The organism is Nocardioides potassii (assembly GCF_021648885.1).
Classification (GTDB): Bacteria; Actinomycetota; Actinomycetes; order Propionibacteriales; family Nocardioidaceae; genus Nocardioides; species Nocardioides potassii.
In genome coordinates, this window is record NZ_JAKJHZ010000001.1 from 183,467 (window position 1) to 202,856 (window position 19,390).

The 19,390-nt window shown below is 72.3% G+C and carries 21 protein-coding genes; 15 read left to right on the forward strand and 6 right to left on the reverse strand.

Annotated features, from left to right (window positions below):
• Positions 1–8 precede the first annotated feature (8 nt).
• Positions 9–1,001: a sulfotransferase family protein gene (locus L2K70_RS00875; RefSeq protein WP_236397605.1), complete on the reverse strand. Its 993-nt coding sequence runs from the start codon at positions 999–1,001 to the stop codon at positions 9–11.
• A gap of 137 nt (positions 1,002–1,138) precedes the next feature.
• On the opposite strand from L2K70_RS00875, the gene L2K70_RS00880 reads away from it, so the two are divergent.
• Genes L2K70_RS00880 through L2K70_RS00900 form a run of 5 tightly spaced genes read left to right on the forward strand, consistent with a single transcriptional unit; the run spans position 1,139 to position 4,838 of the window.
• A complete protein-coding gene (locus L2K70_RS00880) occupies positions 1,139–1,687 on the forward strand; it encodes an antibiotic biosynthesis monooxygenase (RefSeq protein WP_236397608.1) in 549 nt (182 codons plus the stop codon).
• A 42-nt stretch (positions 1,688–1,729) separates the two neighbouring features.
• On the forward strand, positions 1,730–2,623 hold the full coding sequence (locus L2K70_RS00885) for a phosphoribosylaminoimidazolesuccinocarboxamide synthase (protein WP_236397671.1): 894 nt from the start codon (positions 1,730–1,732) through the stop codon (positions 2,621–2,623).
• Positions 2,624–2,634: 11 nt separating this feature from the next.
• Positions 2,635–3,057, forward strand: coding sequence for an SRPBCC family protein (locus L2K70_RS00890; protein ID WP_308195699.1), 423 nt, complete (start codon positions 2,635–2,637; stop codon positions 3,055–3,057).
• A 33-nt stretch (positions 3,058–3,090) separates the two neighbouring features.
• Positions 3,091–4,653: a long-chain-fatty-acid--CoA ligase gene (locus tag L2K70_RS00895; protein ID WP_236397611.1), complete on the forward strand. Its 1,563-nt coding sequence runs from the start codon at positions 3,091–3,093 to the stop codon at positions 4,651–4,653.
• Entirely contained in the window at positions 4,653–4,838 is a 186-nt protein-coding gene (locus tag L2K70_RS00900; RefSeq protein WP_236397613.1) for a hypothetical protein, read from the forward strand. Before L2K70_RS00895 ends, L2K70_RS00900 begins: the two co-directional genes overlap by 1 nt.
• A gap of 22 nt (positions 4,839–4,860) precedes the next feature.
• Here L2K70_RS00900 and L2K70_RS00905 read toward each other — a convergent pair whose 3' ends face one another.
• Entirely contained in the window at positions 4,861–5,691 is an 831-nt protein-coding gene (locus L2K70_RS00905) for a DUF72 domain-containing protein (protein ID WP_236397616.1), read from the reverse strand.
• 93 nt (positions 5,692–5,784) lie between these two features.
• Here L2K70_RS00905 and L2K70_RS00910 point away from each other — a divergent pair, with 93 nt between their 5' ends.
• The 6 genes from L2K70_RS00910 to L2K70_RS00935 are packed head-to-tail and all read left to right on the forward strand — an operon-like array spanning position 5,785 to position 9,982.
• Entirely contained in the window at positions 5,785–6,120 is a 336-nt protein-coding gene (locus L2K70_RS00910; protein ID WP_236397619.1) for a hypothetical protein, read from the forward strand.
• Complete coding sequence (locus L2K70_RS00915) at positions 6,117–7,868, forward strand: M91 family zinc metallopeptidase (protein WP_236397622.1); 1,752 nt, start codon at positions 6,117–6,119, stop codon at positions 7,866–7,868. Before L2K70_RS00910 ends, L2K70_RS00915 begins: the two co-directional genes overlap by 4 nt.
• The gene (locus L2K70_RS00920; RefSeq protein ID WP_236397625.1) at positions 7,852–8,544 is read left to right on the forward strand and encodes a hypothetical protein; all 693 of its coding nucleotides are present in this window, start codon (positions 7,852–7,854) and stop codon (positions 8,542–8,544) included. The genes L2K70_RS00915 and L2K70_RS00920 overlap by 17 nt, the downstream gene beginning before the upstream one ends.
• A 57-nt stretch (positions 8,545–8,601) precedes the next feature.
• Positions 8,602–8,868, forward strand: coding sequence for a phosphoribosylformylglycinamidine synthase subunit PurS (gene purS, locus L2K70_RS00925; protein ID WP_236397628.1), 267 nt, complete (start codon positions 8,602–8,604; stop codon positions 8,866–8,868).
• Positions 8,865–9,533, forward strand: a complete 669-nt coding sequence (purQ, locus tag L2K70_RS00930; protein ID WP_236397631.1) for a phosphoribosylformylglycinamidine synthase subunit PurQ — start codon at positions 8,865–8,867, stop codon at positions 9,531–9,533. Before purS ends, purQ begins: the two co-directional genes overlap by 4 nt.
• Complete coding sequence (locus L2K70_RS00935) at positions 9,530–9,982, forward strand: DUF3817 domain-containing protein (protein ID WP_236397634.1); 453 nt, start codon at positions 9,530–9,532, stop codon at positions 9,980–9,982. The genes purQ and L2K70_RS00935 overlap by 4 nt, the downstream gene beginning before the upstream one ends.
• 10 nt (positions 9,983–9,992) lie before the next feature.
• On the opposite strand, the gene L2K70_RS00940 is transcribed toward L2K70_RS00935, so the two are convergent.
• The 3 genes from L2K70_RS00940 to L2K70_RS00950 form a co-directional block, all read right to left on the reverse strand.
• Positions 9,993–11,372, reverse strand: a complete 1,380-nt coding sequence (locus L2K70_RS00940) for a glycoside hydrolase domain-containing protein (protein WP_236397636.1) — start codon at positions 11,370–11,372, stop codon at positions 9,993–9,995.
• A 97-nt stretch (positions 11,373–11,469) separates the two neighbouring features.
• Positions 11,470–11,868, reverse strand: coding sequence for a hypothetical protein (locus tag L2K70_RS00945; RefSeq protein ID WP_236397639.1), 399 nt, complete (start codon positions 11,866–11,868; stop codon positions 11,470–11,472).
• Between the two features lie 9 nt (positions 11,869–11,877).
• Positions 11,878–12,957 (reverse strand): hypothetical protein, encoded by a 1,080-nt coding sequence (locus tag L2K70_RS00950; protein ID WP_236397642.1) that lies wholly within the window; start codon positions 12,955–12,957, stop codon positions 11,878–11,880.
• Between the two features lie 128 nt (positions 12,958–13,085).
• Between L2K70_RS00950 and L2K70_RS00955 the strand changes: the two genes are divergently transcribed.
• Positions 13,086–13,466 (forward strand): hypothetical protein, encoded by a 381-nt coding sequence (locus tag L2K70_RS00955; RefSeq protein ID WP_236397645.1) that lies wholly within the window; start codon positions 13,086–13,088, stop codon positions 13,464–13,466.
• A 2-nt stretch (positions 13,467–13,468) separates the two neighbouring features.
• Entirely contained in the window at positions 13,469–14,770 is a 1,302-nt protein-coding gene (locus L2K70_RS00960; protein ID WP_236397648.1) for a hypothetical protein, read from the forward strand.
• Between the two features lie 21 nt (positions 14,771–14,791).
• Here L2K70_RS00960 and L2K70_RS00965 read toward each other — a convergent pair whose 3' ends face one another.
• Positions 14,792–16,252, reverse strand: a complete 1,461-nt coding sequence (locus L2K70_RS00965) for an MFS transporter (RefSeq protein WP_236397652.1) — start codon at positions 16,250–16,252, stop codon at positions 14,792–14,794.
• 122 nt (positions 16,253–16,374) lie between these two features.
• On the opposite strand from L2K70_RS00965, the gene L2K70_RS00970 reads away from it, so the two are divergent.
• Together L2K70_RS00970 and purL are read left to right on the forward strand one after the other, a co-directional pair.
• Positions 16,375–16,923, forward strand: a complete 549-nt coding sequence (locus tag L2K70_RS00970) for a TetR/AcrR family transcriptional regulator (RefSeq protein ID WP_236397655.1) — start codon at positions 16,375–16,377, stop codon at positions 16,921–16,923.
• A 113-nt stretch (positions 16,924–17,036) separates the two neighbouring features.
• Positions 17,037–19,268, forward strand: coding sequence for a phosphoribosylformylglycinamidine synthase subunit PurL (gene purL, locus L2K70_RS00975; RefSeq protein ID WP_236397678.1), 2,232 nt, complete (start codon positions 17,037–17,039; stop codon positions 19,266–19,268).
• The last annotated feature ends 122 nt before the right edge of the window (positions 19,269–19,390 follow it).

Here is a 19,390-nt window from a genome sequence, read left to right on the forward strand (position 1 = left end):
GGGCTCCGTCACCGCCGCGCGCTGAGCTCCGTGACGGTGGCGTCGCCCGAGCGCTGGGCGAACGACCCGCGGTCGGCAGGCGAGAGCCAGTCGGAGAAGTCCTGGCCGGTGAGCCGGCCGAGCAGCGCGATGTCCTCGACGTACGACGCGAGCAGGCGCTGGCGCTTCAGCGTGTCGAGGCGCGGCCTGTGCGCCTTCCTGCTGTCGCCGAGGAGGGCGATCGACAGCGGGTGGATGCTGCGCCAGACCTCGGGGGGCGCGAACTGCCCGAGCCGCGCCCCGGCCCTCACGACGGGGCCGAACACGCTGGCCCGCAGGCCCGGCGTGACGAAGCCCCGCGAATTGTCGCGGGGGATCGAGGCGACGAGGCCCTCGCGGATCCCGAGGAAACGGCTGACCCGGTCGACGGTCGGCCCCGGCTGGTCGATGAGGTCGCGGTAGCGCACCACCAGGATCCGCTCCGGGTCGACGTAGGAGTGCAGGTGCTCGAGCTGCTCGCCGTATCGGCCGAGCTCGCGGTAGCGCCAGAACGGTGCCCAGCCGTCGCGCACCCGCTCGTCCTCACGCTCGAACGCGGTGACGAAGTCCGACTCGGGCTCGAGCCCGTCGGACCACAGGTGCATCCAGTTGCTGTAGGCCCGGTCGACCGGGTCGCGCACGACCGCCACCAGCCGTACTTCCGGCAGGGCCTCGGCGATCCGCCGGTGGGCGCCCCTGCTCCAGAGGTAGAACGGCGTGCTCTCGCCGCGGACCTGGTGCTCGGCCGCCGGTTCGAAGAGCGGGAAGTAGCGATCGGCCCGCCAGATCCACTCCTGCTGCGAGTGCTTGTCGCCCGGACCCGACCACGCCGGGGGAGGGGCGCCGTCGCAGAGCCAGTACTTCGGCTCCTTCGGGTCGGAGACGAAGACGTCGGGATGCTGCGCCAGCGCGGCGTGCAGCGCCGTCGTGCCGGCCTTCGGTGCGCCGATGACGAGGAAGTCGGGGCGCGGGGCTCGGGTCATGCGTCCCTCCCAGGACAATTGTCTAGTGACCCGCTCGACAATACCGCGCCGCGGCGGGGCCGAGAAGGGCCGACGTGGCACGGATCTCGTCGTCGCCGGCTTCACCCGGCGAGCCCGCGCGCTCGACACTGGTGCACATGTCCGCCCCCGTCACCGTGTCCGTCACGCGTCACGTCGACCCCTCGCGCACGAGCGAGATGCTCGCGTGGGTGCAGGCCGGCACGTCGCTCGCGGAGAAGTTCGACGGCTTCCTGGGGTCCGGGTGGGTGCGACCGAGCGAGGAGTCGCCCGACTGGCACATGCTCTACCGCTTCGCCGACGCCGAGGCCCTCGCCGCCTGGGAGGCCTCGCCGCAGCGCGCCTGGTGGCTCGAGGCCGCGCAGGGCAGCGTCGAGGAGAAGCGTCGCGAACGTCGTACGGGCATCGAGGGCTGGTTCGACGAGCCCGCCTCCGTCGAGTCGCTCAGCGCCGCGCCGACGCCGCCGCCGCGGTGGAAGCAGATGGTCACCATCTTCATGGTCTTCCTGCCGCTGAGCCTGACCGCCAACTTCATCGCCTCGCGCACGATCGCCGACTGGCCGCTGGTCCCGCGGGTCGTCCTGGTCACGACCGTGATGACCCCGCTGATGACCTACGTCTTCCTGCCGTGGGTCACCCGCCGCATGTCCTGGTGGCTGCACCGCTGATCAGGCCCGCGCCGCGGCTAGGCTGGCCGCGTGGCCGAGACGATGATCCCCACCGCGCCCGACATCGAGGGCACCACGCACCTCCACTCCGGCAAGGTCCGTGACCTCTACCGGATCGACGGGGGCGAGCACGAGGGCCGGTTGCTGATGGTCGCGAGCGACCGCATCTCTGCCTACGACTTCGTCCTCGACACGACCATCCCCGACAAGGGCGAGATCCTCACGCGGATGTCGCTGTGGTGGTTCGACCAGCTGTCCGGGCTCGTCGGCAACCACGTCGTGTCCTCCGACGTCCCGGCCTCGGTGGCCGGTCGCGCCGTCATCTGTGAGCGGCTCGACATGTTCCCGGTCGAGTGCGTCGCACGCGGCTACCTCACCGGCTCGGGGCTGGTCGACTACCACCGCGACGGCGAGGTATGCGGGGTGGCGCTGCCGGCCGGCCTGCAGGACGGCAGCCGGCTGCCGGAGCCGATCTTCACGCCCGCCACGAAGGCCGAGATCGGCGAGCACGACGAGAACGTCGACTACGAGGCCGTCTGCGAGGCCGTCGGCGACGACGCCGCCGCCGAGCTGCGGATGCTGACGATGGAGGTCTACGGCAAGGCGCACGCCCTGGCTCGCGAGCGGGGCATCATCCTGGCCGACACGAAGCTCGAGTTCGGCCGCCGCCCCGGTCCTGACGGCACCGGCACGACGATCCTGGCCGACGAGGTCCTCACTCCGGACTCGAGCCGCTTCTGGCCGCTCGACGAGTGGCAGCCCGGCCGCGCCCAGACGGCGTACGACAAGCAGTTCCTCCGCGACTGGCTGACCGGTGAGTCCGGCTGGGACCGCCACTCGGGCGAGGCGCCGCCGTCGCTGCCGCCTGAGGTCGTCGAGCGCACGCGCGCGAGGTACGTCGAGGCCTACGAGCGCCTGACCGGGGAGACGTTCTGACCTCCCGGGCGATCGAGGCGACCGTCGAGCTGCCGGTCAGCGCCGAGGCCGCCTTCCGCTACCTCTCCGACCCCCGCAACCGGCCCGAGTGGCAGTCGTCGCTGCTCTCGGTGGCGGTCCCCGCCGACGAGGAGCCGCACCTCGGGCAGACGTGGAGCGAGACGACCGCCGTCGGCGTACGTCCCCACCTCGAGACCACGGTGTTCGAGCCGTTCCGCGCGTGGGCCGAGACCGGCCACTGGCGTGGGGTGAGCGCCACCCTCGCCCTGCAGTTCACCGACGTCGCCGGCGGCTGCCGGGTGCGCGCGACCGGCGAGGTCAGCGGGCAGGGCGCGTGGGCGGTGCCAGCAGGCGCAGCCGGGCTCCTGGCCTCGAAGGCCATCGCCGCCGACCTCCGCAAGGCTGGCCGGATCCTCGCCTCGCGGGAAGGGTGACGCCGGTCACCTCCCCCTGAGTAGGTTGTCGGCATGTCGAACCTCTCCTCGCTGCTCGAGCGCTCCGCACAGGCCTACCCGGACCGGACGGCGGTCGTGCTGGGCGGGACGCGCCTGACGTACGCCCAGGTCGACGCGGCCTCCAACCAGGTCGCGAACCTGCTGGTCTCGCGCGGTATCGCGCCCGGCGACAAGGTGGCGCTGAGCTGCCCGAACCTGCCCTACTTCCCGATCGTCTACTACGGGATCCTCAAGGCCGGGGCGACGGTCGTGCCGCTCAACGTGCTGCTCAAGGGGCGCGAGGTGGCCTACCACCTCGACGACTCGGACGCGAAGGCCTACTTCTGCTTCGAGGGCACCGCCGAGCTGCCGATCGGCACCGAGGGTCACACCGGGTTCGAGCAGACGGACTCGTGCGAGCACTTCTTCGTGATCACCGCCGACCCGGCCGCGGCGTCGCCGATCGACGGGGCGCAGACCCTCGGCCAGGCGCTGCAGGGACAGTCGCCGGAGTTCAGCTCGGTCGAGGTGGATGACGACGACACGGCCGTCATCCTCTACACCTCGGGCACCACCGGTCAGCCCAAGGGCGCCGAGCTGATGCACCGCAACATGATCAGCAACGCCCTCGCGAGCGAGGCGCTGTTCGGCGCCGACGCCGACAACCCGGACACGCTGCTGTGCGTGCTGCCGCTGTTCCACTCCTTCGGCCAGACCGTGATCATGAACGCCGGCTTCGCCTACGGCGGCACGGTCGTGCTGCTGCCGCGCTTCGAGGCCAGTCCCGCCCTGGCGCTGATGGACTCCGAGGACGTCACCTTCTTCGCCGGTGTCCCGACGATGTACTGGGGGCTGCTCGGCGCGCTCGACGACTCGGGCGTCGACGTCAAGAAGCTCGCCGACACCCTGCGCGTCGCGGCCGCGGGCGGGTCCGCGCTTCCCGTCGAGGTGCACAAGGAGTTCGAGCGCCGCTTCGGCGTGACCATCCTCGAGGGCTACGGGCTGTCCGAGACCTCACCCGTCGCGAGCTTCTCGGTGTGGGGGGAGCCGGCCCGCGTCGGCTCGATCGGCAAGCCGATCCCCGGCGTCGAGATGAAGCTGATCGACCCCGAGCCGGGTGTCCGCAAGGACCTCGCGGACGACGCGGAGGTCGGTGAGATCGCGATCAAGGGCCCCAACATCATGAAGGGCTACTACGGCCGCCCGGACGCGACCGCCGAGGCGATCGTCGACGGCTGGTTCCGCTCGGGCGACCTCGGCCGCCAGGACGAGGACGGCTGGTACTACATCGTCGACCGGTCCAAGGACATGATCATCCGAGGCGGCTACAACGTGTACCCGCGCGAGATCGAGGAAGTCCTCCTCACGCACCCCGACGTCTCCCTCGCGGCCGTGATCGGCGTCCCGCACGAGAGCCACGGCGAGGAGATCAAGGCCGTCGTGATCCGCAAGGAGGGGGCGACCGTCACCGAGGACGAGCTCGTCGCGTGGGGCAAGGAGCAGATGGCGGGCTACAAGTACCCGCGCATCGTCGAGTTCGTCGACGCCCTGCCCATGACCGCGACCGGCAAGATCCTCAAGCGCGAGCTCAGCTGATGCGCGCCCTCCCGATCGCGCTCGGCGCGATCATGGTGGTGGTCGGCGCGATCTGGACCCTCCAGGGCCTCGGCTACCTGAAGGGCAGCCCGATGACCGACCAGACCATCTGGGCGATCCTCGGCCCCATCCTCGCCGGTCTCGGCGTCGGCCTCGTCCTGGTCGCCGTACGGCGCCGGGAGTAGGCGCTGCTCCCATGGTGGACGGTCACGCGGGCGACGGCGCGATGCCGAGCCGCTCCTGGAGGGCGATCGCGTCGAAGGGTGCGTGGACGCGGGCGTCGTTGTCGAAGTAGACGAGCACGTCGAGCCCGTCGGCGTCCCAGGCGCGCACCTTGTCGGCCCAGCGGTCGAGGGCCTCGTCGCTGTAGCCGCTGGCGTAGAGCTCCTCGTCGCCGTGGAGCCGAACGTAGGCGAGGTCGCTGGTCACCTCGTCGAACATCGGCCACGTCCCGGCCGAGTCGGCCACCACCATCCCGATGTCGTGGGCGCGCAGCAGCTCGCAGAACTCCGGCGTGCGGAACGACTCGTGCCGGACCTCCAGCACGTGCCGAAGCGGCCGGTCCCCAGGGGTGTCGGTGTCGGCCGGCTCGCGGAGCTTGGTCGGGTCGTGGTGGGCGGCGGCGTACGCCGACGCGTCCGTCGTACGGCGGGGGAGCAGGTCGAAGAACGCCGCCAGCCGGTCCGGGTGGAAGCCGAGGTTCGGCGGCAGCTGCCAGAGCACCGGCCCGAGCCTGTCACCGAGGGACAGCACGCCGGTCGCGAGGAACGTCGCCAGCGGCGCCTCCACGTCGACGAGCTTCTTCATGTGGGTGAGGTAGCGCGGCCCCTTGACCGCGAAGAGGAAGTCGTCGGGCACCTGTGCCGCCCAGGCGTGCCAGCTCGACGGTCGCTGCAGCGAGTAGAACGAGCCGTTGACCTCCACCGACGTCAGGCGGGACGCGGCGTGCTCGAGCTCGCGCCGCTGCGGGAGGCCGGGCGGGTAGAAGACGCCGCGCCAGCGGGCGTACCGCCACCCCGAGATGCCGACGCGGATCATGTCCTCGCCGTACCCGATCCACACGCCCTCAACGCCCGCGTTTCGGCGCTGGCGACGGCGGGTATCCCTCCCTCACCACGACGAGGGGGTCCGATGTACACCGTTCCCGAACAGCTCTCCGAGCTCGCCGGCACCTGCCTGACCGCGTCGCAGGACGTCCTCGACGCGTGGACCGGTGCGGCCGGACCACTGGCCGCGATCAGCGGCGGGGTCGCCGGCAACACCGCCGGTGCGAGCAGCTTCCTGGCGGCCCACGCCGCTGCTGGCGAGGCGGCCGACCTGGTGATGGGCCGCTTCGTCGGGGTGCTCGAGCAGGACATGGACGACCTCTACGCCGTCGCCTTCGACATGACGACGACCGACGAGTCGACGGCCGCCGCCTACCGCAGGGGCGAGGCCGGCATCGGCGGCGGGAGGACCGCGCGATGAGCGCCGGGCTCTGGGACCTCGCGGCCCACCCCGACGCCCTCGACGCCGCTGCCCACGCGTGGCTCGGCATGGGGGAGAAGGTCGACGAGGCCGCGACCTCGGTCAACAACAAGGCCAGCGGCGTGCTGGGCACGTGGGAGGGCGAGAGCGCGACGTCGTACGACGCCCACCGCCGCACGCTGGTCACGTCGATCGACGAGGCGACCAACTCCGCGGCTCGCGTGTCGACCGCGCTGCAGCGAGCGGCCGGCTCCCTCCGCAAGGCGCAGGCCGACCTCGACGCCTCGTGGGCGGGCGTCTCCGACATCCCGTCGACCGGCGGCGGGGGCTCGCTCACCTTCCAGCCGCGCGACGCCGCCGAGACGTCCCGGGTGCAAGCGGCGATCGACCGCGCCAACGAGGTCCGCTCCCGGCTCGACGCCGAGCTGGCCGAGGACGCCACCGCCCTGACGCAGGCCACGCAGGCATGGAACGCCGCCGCCGGTGAGTGGGCCTCGGTCGCCGACGGCACCGCCGACGGGTTCACCGTCCCGCCCGGCAGCAACGACGTGGGCTTCATCGTCGTCGGCAACCAGGTGATCGTGAACGGCACCGACGGTGACGACGAGATCACCGTGTCGGTCGACCCGGCGACCGGCGTCCAGACCGTGACGGTCAACGGCGTCTCCTACGAGGTCCCGAAGGGGCAGGAGGTCGTGATCCGCGGCGGCGAGGGCAACGACACGATCACCGTCCCGCGGGGTGGTGGCATCAGCTTCACGTTGATCGGCAGCGGCGGCGACGACGACGTCACCGGTGGCGACGGCAACGACACGCTGCTCGGCCTCGACGGGGACGACAACATCGATGCCGGCGCGGGCGACGACCGTGTGACGGGCGGCGCGGGCCAGGACTACCTCAACGGCCAGGCCGGCAACGACCGCGTCCTCGGCGGCGAGGGTCGCGACACCCTCTACGGCCTCAGCGGCGACGACCTCCTCGTGGGCGGCGCCGAGCAGGACCACCTCGAGGGCGGCACCGGCGACGACACCCTGTCGGGAGGCGACGGCAACGACGTGCTCTCCGGCGGCGACGGCGACGACACCATCCGGGGCGGCAGCGGGGACGACGTGTCCTACGCCGGCCGCGGCAACGACACCACCCAGGGCGGCACCGGTTCCGACACCGCCAACAGCGAGGCCGGCGACACCGTCGAGGGCGTCGAGTCCACCGTCACCATCGAGATCCCCGACGGTCTCGCCGGCATCAGGATCGAGGGGAGCCCCGAGTTCGTCGAGCGCGTCCAGGCCGACCTGCAGATGCTCGCGAGCTCGCCGGAGGGCCAGCGGATGATCGCGAACCTCCAGCAGCACATCGCCGACGGACCGGACACCCTGACGATCAGGGAGTACTACAACCCGGCCGATCCGAACAACAGCACCGCGTCGAGCGACGGCACCAACTCGGAGATCAACTACAACACCCGCCTCGACGACTTCCGCGGGGCGCCGCCCGTCGTGGTGCTCTACCACGAGTTCGCGCACGTCTACGACTACATGAACGACACCTTCGAGGCCGACCCCTACGACGGGGACGACACCACCGACCACGGGATCAAGACCGGCGAGCGGCAGGCGACGGGGCTGCCCATCGACCACGACGACGACCCCTCGACGCCCGAGGTCGTCGACCCCGACCACGACTTCGGACTGACCGAGAACGGGCTGCGCGACGAGATGGGCCTGCCCAACCGTGACCACTACCGCTGACGCCGTACGCCGGTGGGTGCGGCCAGCGGCCTTCCTGGTCCTCCTGGTCGCGGGCGTGGTGCTGATGGCCGGCTGCGGCGACGAGGGTGAACCGGTGGAGACGTCGACCGAGGGCGGCCCGGGGACGCCGTCGCAGGACGCGCCGCGTCCCGACGTCGACTTCGTCGCCGAGGTCACTCCGGGCGCCGAGGCGATCGCGGTCTCGTGGACGCTGACCAACACGAGCCAGGCGCGGATGCTGGTCGTCGACCGCGTGCCCCGGGCGTCCGGCGCCGGGCTCGTCCAGGACCCGCAGGCGACCTACGTCGTGGGCGGCGAGGGCCGGCTCGTCCAGCTCACCCAGCGGCTCTACGACGAGCCGGAGACGACGATGTCGTTCGCCCAGCCGCCGACGGCCGGCGCGACCGAGCTCGGGCCGGGCGAGACCCTGCAGCGCGACCTCGCCGTGCCGCTCCCCCTGGAGCGGCTCTCGCCGTGGGGCAACGACCTCGGCGACGGCCCGATCGAGCTGCCGGACCCGGTGACCTCCGTCCAGTTCTGCCTGGGCGTCCTCGCGGGTGACCCACAGCCGTCGTGGGGGCCGGGGGCCGAGGGTGACGTGGTCGTGCTCGACCACGGCAGCCCCGCGGTGGCGGCCCAGCACGTCCTGTGCTCGGACCCGACCCCGGTGGGGTGAGCGGACCTCCCTAGGATGGGGGCGCACCGTCCAGACCGGCCCGACAGGGAGCACCCCGTGGCGCGTTACGTCGTCGATGTCATGCCCAAGCCCGAGATCCTCGACCCCCAGGGCAAGGCGGTGCTCGGCTCGCTGCCGCGCCTCGGCTTCGCCGGCGTGAGCGACGTACGCCAGGGCAAGCGGTTCGAGATCGAGCTCGACGGCGAGCCGAGCGACGCCCTGCTCGACGAGGTCCGCGCGATGGCCGAGAAGCTGCTCTCCAACCCGGTGATCGAGGACTTCGAGGTGCACCTCCAGGGCGAGCCCGAGGGCACGTTCGCATGAAGGTCGGTGTCGTCACCTTCCCCGGCTCGCTCGACGACGGCGACGCCCGCCGCGCGGTGACGATCGGCGGCAACGAGGCCGTCGCGCTGTGGCACGGCGACGACGACCTCCGTGGCGTCGACGCGGTCGTGCTGCCGGGCGGCTTCTCCTACGGCGACTACCTGCGCTGCGGCGCGATCTCCCGGTTCGCGCCCGTCATGACCTCGGTCGTCGAGGCCGCCGGCAAGGGCATGCCGGTCCTCGGCATCTGCAACGGCTTCCAGATCCTCTGCGAGTCCCACCTCCTGCCCGGCGCGCTGATCCGCAACGACCACCGCAAGTTCGTGTGCCGCGACCAGCGCCTGCGCATCGAGCGCGTCGACACGCCGTGGACGTCGTCGTACGCCGCCGGTGCCGAGGTCACGATCGTGCTGAAGAACGGCGAGGGCGGCTTCGTCGCCGACGAGCCCACCCTCGACCGGCTCGAGGGCGAGGGCCGCGTGGTCGCGCGCTACCTCGACGACAACCCCAACGGCTCCCTGCGCGACATCGCCGGCATCTCCAACGAGCGCGGCAACGTCGTCGGGCTGATGCCGCACCCCGAGCACGCGGTCGAGGACCTCACCGGTCCCGGCACCGACGGGCTCGGCTTCTTCACCTCGCTCGCGTCCTCCGTCTTCGCATGAGCCGTCTGTCACCGACCCGCCTCTACCGCCTCGTCGCCCGCGCCGAGGCCGTGACCTGGGCGCTCCTGCTGACCGGGATGTTCCTCAAGTACGTCACCGAGACCACCGAGCTCGGCGTGCAGGTCTTTGGGATGGTGCACGGCGTCGTCTTCATCGCCTACTGCCTCGCCACGGTCCTGCTCGGCGTCGACCAGCGCTGGCCGCTGGGCCGCGTCGTCCTCGGCCTCGGCGCCGCGGTCCCGCCGTTCGCGACGGTGCCCTTCGAGTCGTACGCCGAGCGCGCCGGGCTGCTCGGCGACACCTGGCGGCTGCGCTCCGAGGACCCCCGCGGCCTGGTCGAGCGGCTGACCGCCTGGCTCCTCCGCCGTCCCGCCCAGGGCCTGTTCGTCGGCCTCCTCGCCGTCGCGGGCCTGACCGGGGTCGCCCTCGTCGTCGGCCCGCCCGTCTGACGGGCGGGGATCAGAGGCCGCGCTGGAGCTTGTTCCAGGTCTGGACGGTCGCGACGCCGGAGACCGGGATCTTGAGCCGCGACTGGTAGACCCGGAGCGCCGCCTCGGTCTTGGCGTCGAGCACGCCGGTCGCGCGGAACCGGCCGGCTCCGGCGGCGTTGAGCGCGCGCTGCAGGCGGTGGACCGACTCGTCGACAGAGCCGCGCTTGACGATGGTGCGCGCCCCCGCCGAGAGCAGCGCCGTCCAGTGCCGCTTCTCGAAGGTGTCGCTCGGCGTGAACTTCCGCGCGGCCTGCCACGCCCTGGCGGCCGCGATCGTCGCGGCGTCGTACGACCCGTTGACCGGGCCGCTGTAGGTGCCCTGCTCGGTCAGCAGGCACTGCAGCACCTTCACGCGCGTCGGCTGCGCCGAGGTGGGCGAGAGGGTGGGGTACTTCCAGTAGCCCAGGCGCGTGCCGGGGCAGCGGCCCTCGGGCACGGGCACCGAGCCGGCGCCGAGGTCGATGAAGTTGGTGTCGATGTTGATCGTGACGCCGCCCCAGGTCTCGTTGTGGCCGCCGCGGTACTGCTTCATCCGGCCGCCGGGACGCCACCCGTCCTCGGGGATGTACGTCGTGGAGGTGTCGGCCCTGCCGTCCCACCGGGCGATCCAGATCCGGTCCGGCAGCGCGAACTGGCCGGGCCGCTGGGTGCGTGCGTCGTCGAGCATCTTGATGCCCGAGCTGGCGCTGGAGTAGAAGCCGGCGACGTAGCCGAGGGCCTTGGTGCGGGTCACCCACGCCGAGGTGAAGGCGAGCGCGGACTCGCGGCAGGCCGTGTTGGTGAGGTCGAAGCCCTCGAGGTCGTACCAGAGCGTGCTGCCCGGCCCGATGCCGTACGCCATCGCGTCGGCGGCGTTCTTGTCGGCCTCCGCGGTGCCCTGCGCGGCCGCGGCGGCGTAGCCACCCGCCGGCTTGGGAGAGATCGTGAAGTCGTCCTCGTAGCGCGGGAAGCGCGGCTGGCAGGACGCCTGCGGGCCGAGCGCGATCGGCAGCAGCCGCCAGCCGCGAGCGACCTGTGCGGCCACCCAGGTGGGGCTGAGGTTGGGCTGCGAGCGGCAGGCGCGCGAGTCGCCGGAGATGTAGATCCCCACCGCGGAGAAGGGCGACTTCTTCCACCAGGCGTCCATCGCCGCCTGCGTCGGCGCGAGGCACTGGTCGAACCCGTGACCGGTGAAGTCACCCGGGGTCGCGAGCGCGATCTGCCGCTGGGAGGCCAGCTTCGGAGCCGGCGCCGCGGTCGGCCGGGACGTCCCGTCAGCGGTCGCCGGCGCGATCCCGGCGAGGGGTACGGCGACGACGAGCGCCAGCGCGGCGACGAGGCGGCGCGAGGCCGGGGCGAGCGGGCGCATGCGATGACTCCACGACGTGGCAGGGGAAGGTGCGGGAGCAGTTGACCACACCAGTCACACCTGTCACAGGCCTTCGAGGGAACTACAGGGCTGTAGTTCAGGAGTCGCTCGGCGGCACCTCGTCGAGCAGGAAGTTGCCCTTGGCCTCCTCGGCCTCCACGAGCTCCTCGAACGCCAGCGCGATGTCGTCCTGGTGCTCCTCGACCAGGCGCGTCAGGTGGCCCTGGAGGAGGGGGGCGTTCGGCGACTCCCCGGAGAACACCCGCTCCCAGGTGTCCTCGCCCCCACGGATCTTCTCGACCAGCGACTTCATGTCGTCGCCGAGCTCGCCCGAGGCCGCCTGCTCCTCGAGCGCCTCGCGCTCCTCGTCCGTCAGGAGCGGCCGCGCGTTCATCGCCTCGACCGTCTCCTTCAGGTCGGCGAGGCTGGTCGACAGCTCCTCGCGGGCCTCGCTGATGGCGGCCAGGATCTCCTCCTGGCTGCGGCGGGTGTCCATGCGCGAAGGCTACGCGGGGACGACGGTGGCCTGGGCCGGCTTCTGGCCGATGGTCGGCGTGGTGATCGAGCCCGGGTCGCGCGTGATGCTGCTCGGCGTACCGGTCGAGGTCGGCGCGGTCGGCGTCGAGACCGGCGCCAAGTCATCGTCGAAGAAGCTCTTCACGGTCTCGATGAAGGACGACACCTGCTTGAGGATGCTGATCAGCTTCATGATCGCCTTGTAGGCCTTCATCACGGCCTGGAAGGCCTGCCACACGGCCTGCACGACGCGGGCCCAGCCGACGCCGGGGATGCTCATCGTGGCGAGCGCGGACGACACGGTCTGCACGGCCGACTTCACGCACTGCACCACGGCGAGCGCGGTCTGCCAGGCGTCCTTGCAGATCTGGACGACGTTCTGCCCCATCTGCACGAGCTGGCCGGCCTGGGTGCTCAGCGAGCCGACCCACGTGCCGATCTGCGCGATCGCCGCGTCCGACGCGCCGCCCTGCCACGTCTGGGAGATGGTCTGGCTGCCGCTCTGCAGGTTGCTCGCGACTCCTGCCATCGACTGGCCGAGCGCACCGAACGACGACCCCTGCGAGGACGCGCTCACCACGTCGCCTCCGATCTTCTCGGCGAGCTCGGCGCGGATGTCGAAGCCGGTCAGCATCCGCACGAGGTCGCACACGGTGTCGTAGGGGAAGCCGAAGCTGATCTGCGGCAGGCTCGTCTCGGTCGGCCCCGCGCGGCGGATCGTCGTGTCCGCGACGTCGAAGAACTGGCTCGACCCGTCGCGCCCGTCGACGCCCTGCGCGTTGTGGCGACGTACGACGCCGTCCTCCGTGAGCGTGAAGTCGCGGGCCGTCGCCTTCAGCGCCTCAGCGTGGTCGTGCATGCCGGTGCCGTTGTCCTCGAGCGACTGGTGGATCGACGGCAGCAGCGCGTTGTAGGCGCCCATCATCGTCTCGAGGATCGGCCCGAAGTCGGTCTGCACGAGGGCGTTGCCGCCGTTGCGCGCGATGCCGCTGAGGTCGTCGCTGGCGCGCTGCACCTGGGCGGACCAGGCATCGAGCTCGGACAGGTCGACGGTCATCACGGCGTTCATCGCGGCTCCTGAGAAGTTCCGGTGGTGCCCACCGACCTTCCCCGAACGGACCGAGGCCAAACCGGGCAGTTGTCCACACGTGGAGACGCGCCGTGTTTGGGCCTCGCATGCGCGGGTATGCCGCTGGGGTGAGCGAAGGTGGCAAGCGAGCGCTGATGCAGGTCGACCCCGCCCGCCTGGTCGACCTCGCCGCGTCGTGCGAGGTCATCCTGGCCGAGATGGCGCAGGACTGGCGGGCGGTCGTCGGGGAGCTGGGTGAGGCGTGCGCCGCCCTCGGCGACGCCACCGGCACCCTCAACGTCGCGGCGTCCTACGCCGACGCGCTGGCCGACGCCGACGAGGTGGTCTCGTCCCTGACGCAGGCGCTCGGGCTCGGGGTCACCGGGCTCGTCGACGCAGCGCAGGACGCCGCCCGGGCCGACGACACCGTCGCCGCCGAGCTGCAGCGCACCGCGCACCAGGTCGCTGACGAGGGCTTCGGCACGATGCCCGGTCGGGGAGGTCGCTGACCGTGCCGGCCAACCCGTTCGAGCTGCGGGCCGACGTGCGCCCGCTGGACGCCGCCGCGGCCCGCTGGGCCGAGATCGGCGAGCTGATGGCGCGCCGTGGCGACGAGCTCGTGGAGGCCGCTCGTCGTGCCACCGAGGGCTGGGACGCGGAGGCCGCCGAGAGCTACGAGCAGCACCGCCGGCAGGTGCTGGTCAACCTCGACCGGTTCACGGCCCTCGCCCTGCAGGTCTCGGCCTCGCTGCGGGCGATCAGCTCCGTCCTCACGACGTCGCAGGAAGAGCTCGACCGGTCCTGGGAGAAGGTCGCGCTCGTCCCGCACGAGGTCGTGGGCGAGTCCCGCCACCTCGTCTTCAAGCCCGACGACGACGACGGTCGCGGCAAGGTCACCAGCAGCCAGGCCGAGACCGACGAGATCCGCGGTCGGCTGAGGCTCTCACTCGACGAGGAGAGCGCGCGGCTGCGTACGGCGTGCGCGGAGCTCGTGACGGTCCGCACCGAGCTCAGCACCCTGACCGGCGGCGTCTTCGGCCGGCGCATCGGTCCCGGCGTCGGTCCCGGCTTCGGGCCCGGTGGGGAGGAGTCCGGGGTCGGCACGGTCCTCCCGTCGACCTCGGTGACCTCCGTCCCCGGGGCCGCGCAGTCGGGCCTCTCTGCTGCGGGGCTTCCGCCCGTGGCTCCGATCTCCGTCGACATGCCCCACCTGACGGGGCTGTCCGCCGCCGCGCTCGCGCCGTTCGTCGCCTCCGCGGCGGCAGGAGCGGCAGGCCGCGCCGGTGCCCGACGAGCGGCCGGCGCCACGACGCCCGCCGCCGGCGGGATGGGCATGGGGGCGATGGGCGCGCGTGCCGGGACCATGTCCGGCGGCGCTGCCGGTGGCCGCGCCGGGGCGCGCCGGCTCGCGGCGCCCCGGCTCGAGGGCGAGGACGACGCAGACGCAGCCGCCCAGGCTAGGCAGGGTGAGAAGGACGCGAAGCGCGCGGCCCTCGAGGAGAAGCGCGCTGCCCGCGCCGCCCGCAAGGCCGAGCGGGAGGCGGAGCGCAACGGCAGGAGCGACACCGCGCCGGGCACGGGCAAGAAGGACGCGAAGGGCAAGAAGGACGAGGACGACGAGAGGGCGCCGCGCGAGACGGAGGAGTCCCACGACGCCGACGACTCCAGCGACTCGGGCGACTCCGGCGGTCGCCCGGCGGCCATCACCGTCGTCACCTACGAGCCCGGCGAGGAGCCCGCGACGGACGGCGCCCCCGCCGCCGGCCCGGACGGGGCCGACGCCGGGGGCGTGGAGGACGTACGCCGGTCGTGACCGGCCGGTGTGGCGTGGGTGTCAGGCCGCGTCGGCGACCAGCTCCGGGTCCGGCTCGGTGACGAGCTCCTCGACCTGCGCCCGCGGGGTGCGGAGCACGGTGGCTGTGACGAGCAGCGCCAGGGTGGCGAAGCCGGCCGAGGTGAGGAGCGCCGCCTGGAGGCCAGGCACGAACTGGCCCGGCACCGCGCCGGCGGCGTACACCGACACGATCACCGCGACGCCGACGGCGCTGCCGAGCTGCTGCGTGGTCTGCAGCAGGCCGGACGCGGACCCTGCGTGCTCCGGCTCGACGCCGGCGAGGACCGTGACCGTGAGCGGCATGAAGGCCAGTCCCGTCGCCAGTCCGGCGATGAGCATCGGACCGAAGACCGTGCCGAGGTAGGTGCCGTCGATGCCCGCCGTGCTGAGCCAGGTGTAGCCCACCGCGAGGGCCGTCGTGGCGGTCAGCAGCATCGCCCGCGGTCCGACCCGCGTGATCAGCCGGGGCGTGATCCGCGACATGCCGAAGATGCCGAGGCTGAAGGGCAGGAACGCGAAGCCGGTCGCCAGCGGGCCGAAGCCGAGCACGACCTGCATGTACTGCACGACGAGGAAGAACATCGACAGGTTCGCGCCGATGAGGAGCGCCATCGTGGCCAGCGCGCCGACCCGGCGGCGGTTGCGCACCAAGTGCGGCTGCACCATCGGGTGCGGGTGCCGCGTCTCGGTGCGGGCGAGCAGCAGGAGCAGCGCGGCGCCGAGGACGAAGCCGCCGATCGTGCGGACCGAGCCCCAGCCGTGCTCCGGTGCGCCGATGAGCGCCCACACGATGGAGACGGCGCCGACGGTCGCACTCGCGGCGCCGACGAGGTCGAACCGGCCGGTGCGGCGCGGGGTCTCGTCGACGAAGCGTCCGACGAGGAGCAGCACGACCAGTCCGAGCGGGACGTTGATGAAGAGCGTCCAGCGCCACGACCCGACGTCGGTGAGCAGGCCGCCGAGGATCAGGCCGATCGAGGCGCCACCGGACGAGACGGCACCGAAGAGCGCGAAGGCCCGGTTGCGGGCGGCCTCGTCGGGCGCGCTCGTGGTGAGGAGGGCGAGGACGCTCGGTGCGGCGAGCGCGGCGCCGACGCCCTGGAGGGCGCGGGTGGCGACGAGCTGGCCGGGCGTCTGCGCGAGCCCACCGAGGGCGGACGCGACCGTGAAGATCGCGAGCCCGACCTGGAAGGCACGCAGGCGGCCGAAGACGTCACCGAGGCGTCCGCCGAGGAGCAGCAGGCCGCCGAAGGCGAGGGTGTATGCGTTGAGCACCCACGAGAGGGCCGCCGGTCCGAAGGACAGGTCGGCGTCGATGCGGGGCAGCGCGACGTTCACGACGGTCGCGTCGAGCACGATCATCAGCTGGGCGACCAGCACGATCGCAATACCGGCCGCGGCGCGTCCGGCGTTGGCGGGGAGCTCGGTCGGGAGCTCCCGCGAGGTGGTGAGGGATGACATGTGCGATGAGTCCTGTTCTGGCCTCGTGGGCCGAGGTACAGTAGATCCGGAGGATGACTCCGCTTCCTCCGCGACAATACGGAGACTATCTCCGTTTAGCAAGCCCCGAGGTGAGATTTCCCGTGCGTGCCGATGCCAAGCGCAACTACGACCGCATCGTCGAGGTCGCACGGATGGCGTTCCGTGAGCGCGGCTACGACACCTCGCTCGACCAGATCGCCAAGGACGCCGGGGTCGGTCCCGGCACGCTCTACCGCCACTTCCCGACGCGCGACGACCTGATCGACGCCGTGATGAAGGCGTGGGTCGACCACGTCGAGGAGACGACCGACAAGGCGCTCACGCACGAGGGCGGCCCACGCGAGGTGCTCCTCAACTGGTTCGAGGAGTACGTCCGGCTGATCAGCGTGCACAAGGGCGGTCCCGCCAAGATCACCGGCGCGATGGGTGACGAGGCCTCGCCGATCCGCTCGAAGTGCCAGGTGCTGCAGTCGGCCGGCGGCCGGGTCCTCGACCGGCTGCGTGAGGAGGACGCCGTACGCGACGACGTGACGCCGCTCGAGGTGGCGCGCCTCGTCGGTGGCATCGCGGCCGTCGCCGACCAGTCCGGCCTCGAGCCCGCCGCGGTGCGCCCGATGCTCGAGGTCGTCGCCGACGGACTGATGAAGTAGGTCGGCCCCCGCGCCGGTAGATTGCTGCCGTGCCCGACACGAGCGCCCCCCGGTCCACGTCCACCGCACAGCCGACCACCTCAGGGGCCTCCGGCACCCTCGACACGGTCGCCATCGCCTCGGCCGACGCCGAGCGTGAGCAGCCGTGGGCCGAGCTGGGGCTCAAGGCCGACGAGTACGCCCGGATCCGCGAGATCCTCGGCCGGCGCCCGACCAGCTCGGAGCTGGCGATGTACTCGGTCATGTGGAGCGAGCACTGCTCCTACAAGTCGACCAAGGTGCACCTCAAGCAGTTCGGCGAGATCCCGCAGGAGACGCCGGTGGGCAAGATGCTCGCCGGCATCGGCGAGAACGCGGGCGTGCTCGACATCGGCCAGGGCTACGCCGTGACGTTCAAGGTCGAGAGCCACAACCACCCGTCGTTCGTCGAGCCCTACCAGGGCGCCGCGACCGGTGTCGGTGGCATCGTGCGCGACATCCTCGCGATGGGCGCGCGACCGGTCGCCGTGATGGACCCGCTGCGATTCGGGCCGCTGGACGCCCCCGACACCGCGCGGGTGCTGCCCGGGATCGTGGCCGGCGTGGGCGGCTACGGCAACTGCCTCGGCCTGCCCAACATCGGCGGCGAGGCAGTCTTCGACGACACCTACGCCGGCAACCCGCTCGTCAATGCGCTCTGCGTCGGCGTGCTGCGCCACGAGGACCTCCACCTCGCCAAGGCGTCCGGCGCGGGCAACCAGGTGGTGCTGTACGGCGCCCGCACGGGCGGCGACGGCATCGGCGGGGTGTCGGTGCTGGCGAGCGAGACCTTCGACGAGGGCGGCCCGGCCAAGCGACCGAGCGTCCAGGTCGGCGACCCCTTCATGGAGAAGCTGCTCATCGAGTGCACGCTCGAGCTCTTCGCCGCCGGCGTGATCGCGGGCATCCAGGACCTCGGCGGCGCCGGCCTCTCGTGCGCCACCTCCGAGCTTGCCTCCGCCGGCGACGGCGGCATGCACGTCGAGCTCGACCGCGTGCCGCTGCGCGACTCCACGCTCGCTCCCGAGGAGATCCTCATGAGCGAGTCGCAGGAGCGGATGATGGCGGTCGTCGAGCCCGGCGACGTCGACGCCTTCATGGCGATCTGCCGGAAGTGGGACGTCGAGGCCGTCGTGGTCGGCGAGGTGACCGACACCGGACGGCTGCACATCGACTGGCACGGCGAGCGCGTGGTCGACGTTCCCCCGAGGTCGGTGGCTCACGACGGCCCGACCTACCAGCGTCCCTTCGCCCGGCCCGACTGGCAGGACGACCTGCAGGCCGACTCGGCGGACTCGCTCGCGCGGCCGTCGACCGGCGCCGAGCTGCGCGCGACGGTGCTGCGCCTCGTCGCCTCGCCCAACCTCTGCGACAAGTCGTGGATCACCGACCAGTACGACCGCTACGTGCAGGGCAACACCGTCCTCGCCCAGCCGGCCGACTCCGGCATGGTGCGCGTCGACGCCGACACCAACCTCGGCGTCTCGGTCTCGACCGACTGCAACGGCCGGTTCGCCAAGCTCGACCCCTACACCGGTGCCCAGCTCGCGCTGGCCGAGTCCTTCCGCAACGTCGCCACCGGAGGCGCGCGCCCGCTCGCGGTCTCCGACTGCCTCAACTTCGGCTCGCCGGAGGACCCGGCCGTGATGTGGCAGTTCGCCGAGGCCTGCCGCGGCCTCAAGGACGCCTGCCTCGAGCTCGGCGTCCCGGTCACCGGCGGCAACGTGAGCCTCTACAACCAGACCGGCGAGACCGCGATCCTGCCGACCCCGGTCGTCGCGGTGCTGGGCGTGATCGAGGACGTCACGCGTCGTACGCCGACCGGGTTCCAGGCCGCCGGCGAGCGGGTCTTCCTGCTCGGTGAGACCCGCGACGAGCTCTCCGGCTCCGAGTGGGCCCACGTCGTCCACGGCCACCTCGGCGGCCTGCCGCCGCACCTGGACCTCGCCGCCGAGCAGGCGCTGGCAGCGCTGCTGCAGGACGCCTCGCGCGACGGTGTGGTGACCTCGGCCCACGACCTGTCCGAGGGCGGACTGGCGCAGGCCCTGATCGAGGCGACCTTCCCGCGCGGCATCGGTGCCTCGGTCGCGCTGCCGGGCGATCCGTTCGTGGCGCTCTTCTCGGAGTCGACCGCCCGGGTGCTGGTGACGGCGACCGACGAGCGGGCCGACGCGCTGGTCGCGCTCGCCCAGCAGCACGGCGTACCGGTCACGCCCCTCGGGCGGACCGGCGGCGACACCCTCGTGGTCGAGGACGTCTTCGACCTGCCCGTCGCGGAGGCGAAGGCCGCCTGGCAGGCGACCCTGCCTGCGGCCCTCGGCTCCTGAGCGACCTTCGCGGCCGAGCTCCACGCTTCGTTCCCCAGATCTGGGGTGACAACCGTGGCGGGGGGGGGGCGCGGGGGGGGGAGGGCCCGCGGGGCGCGGCGCGGGGGGGGGCGCCGGGCGCG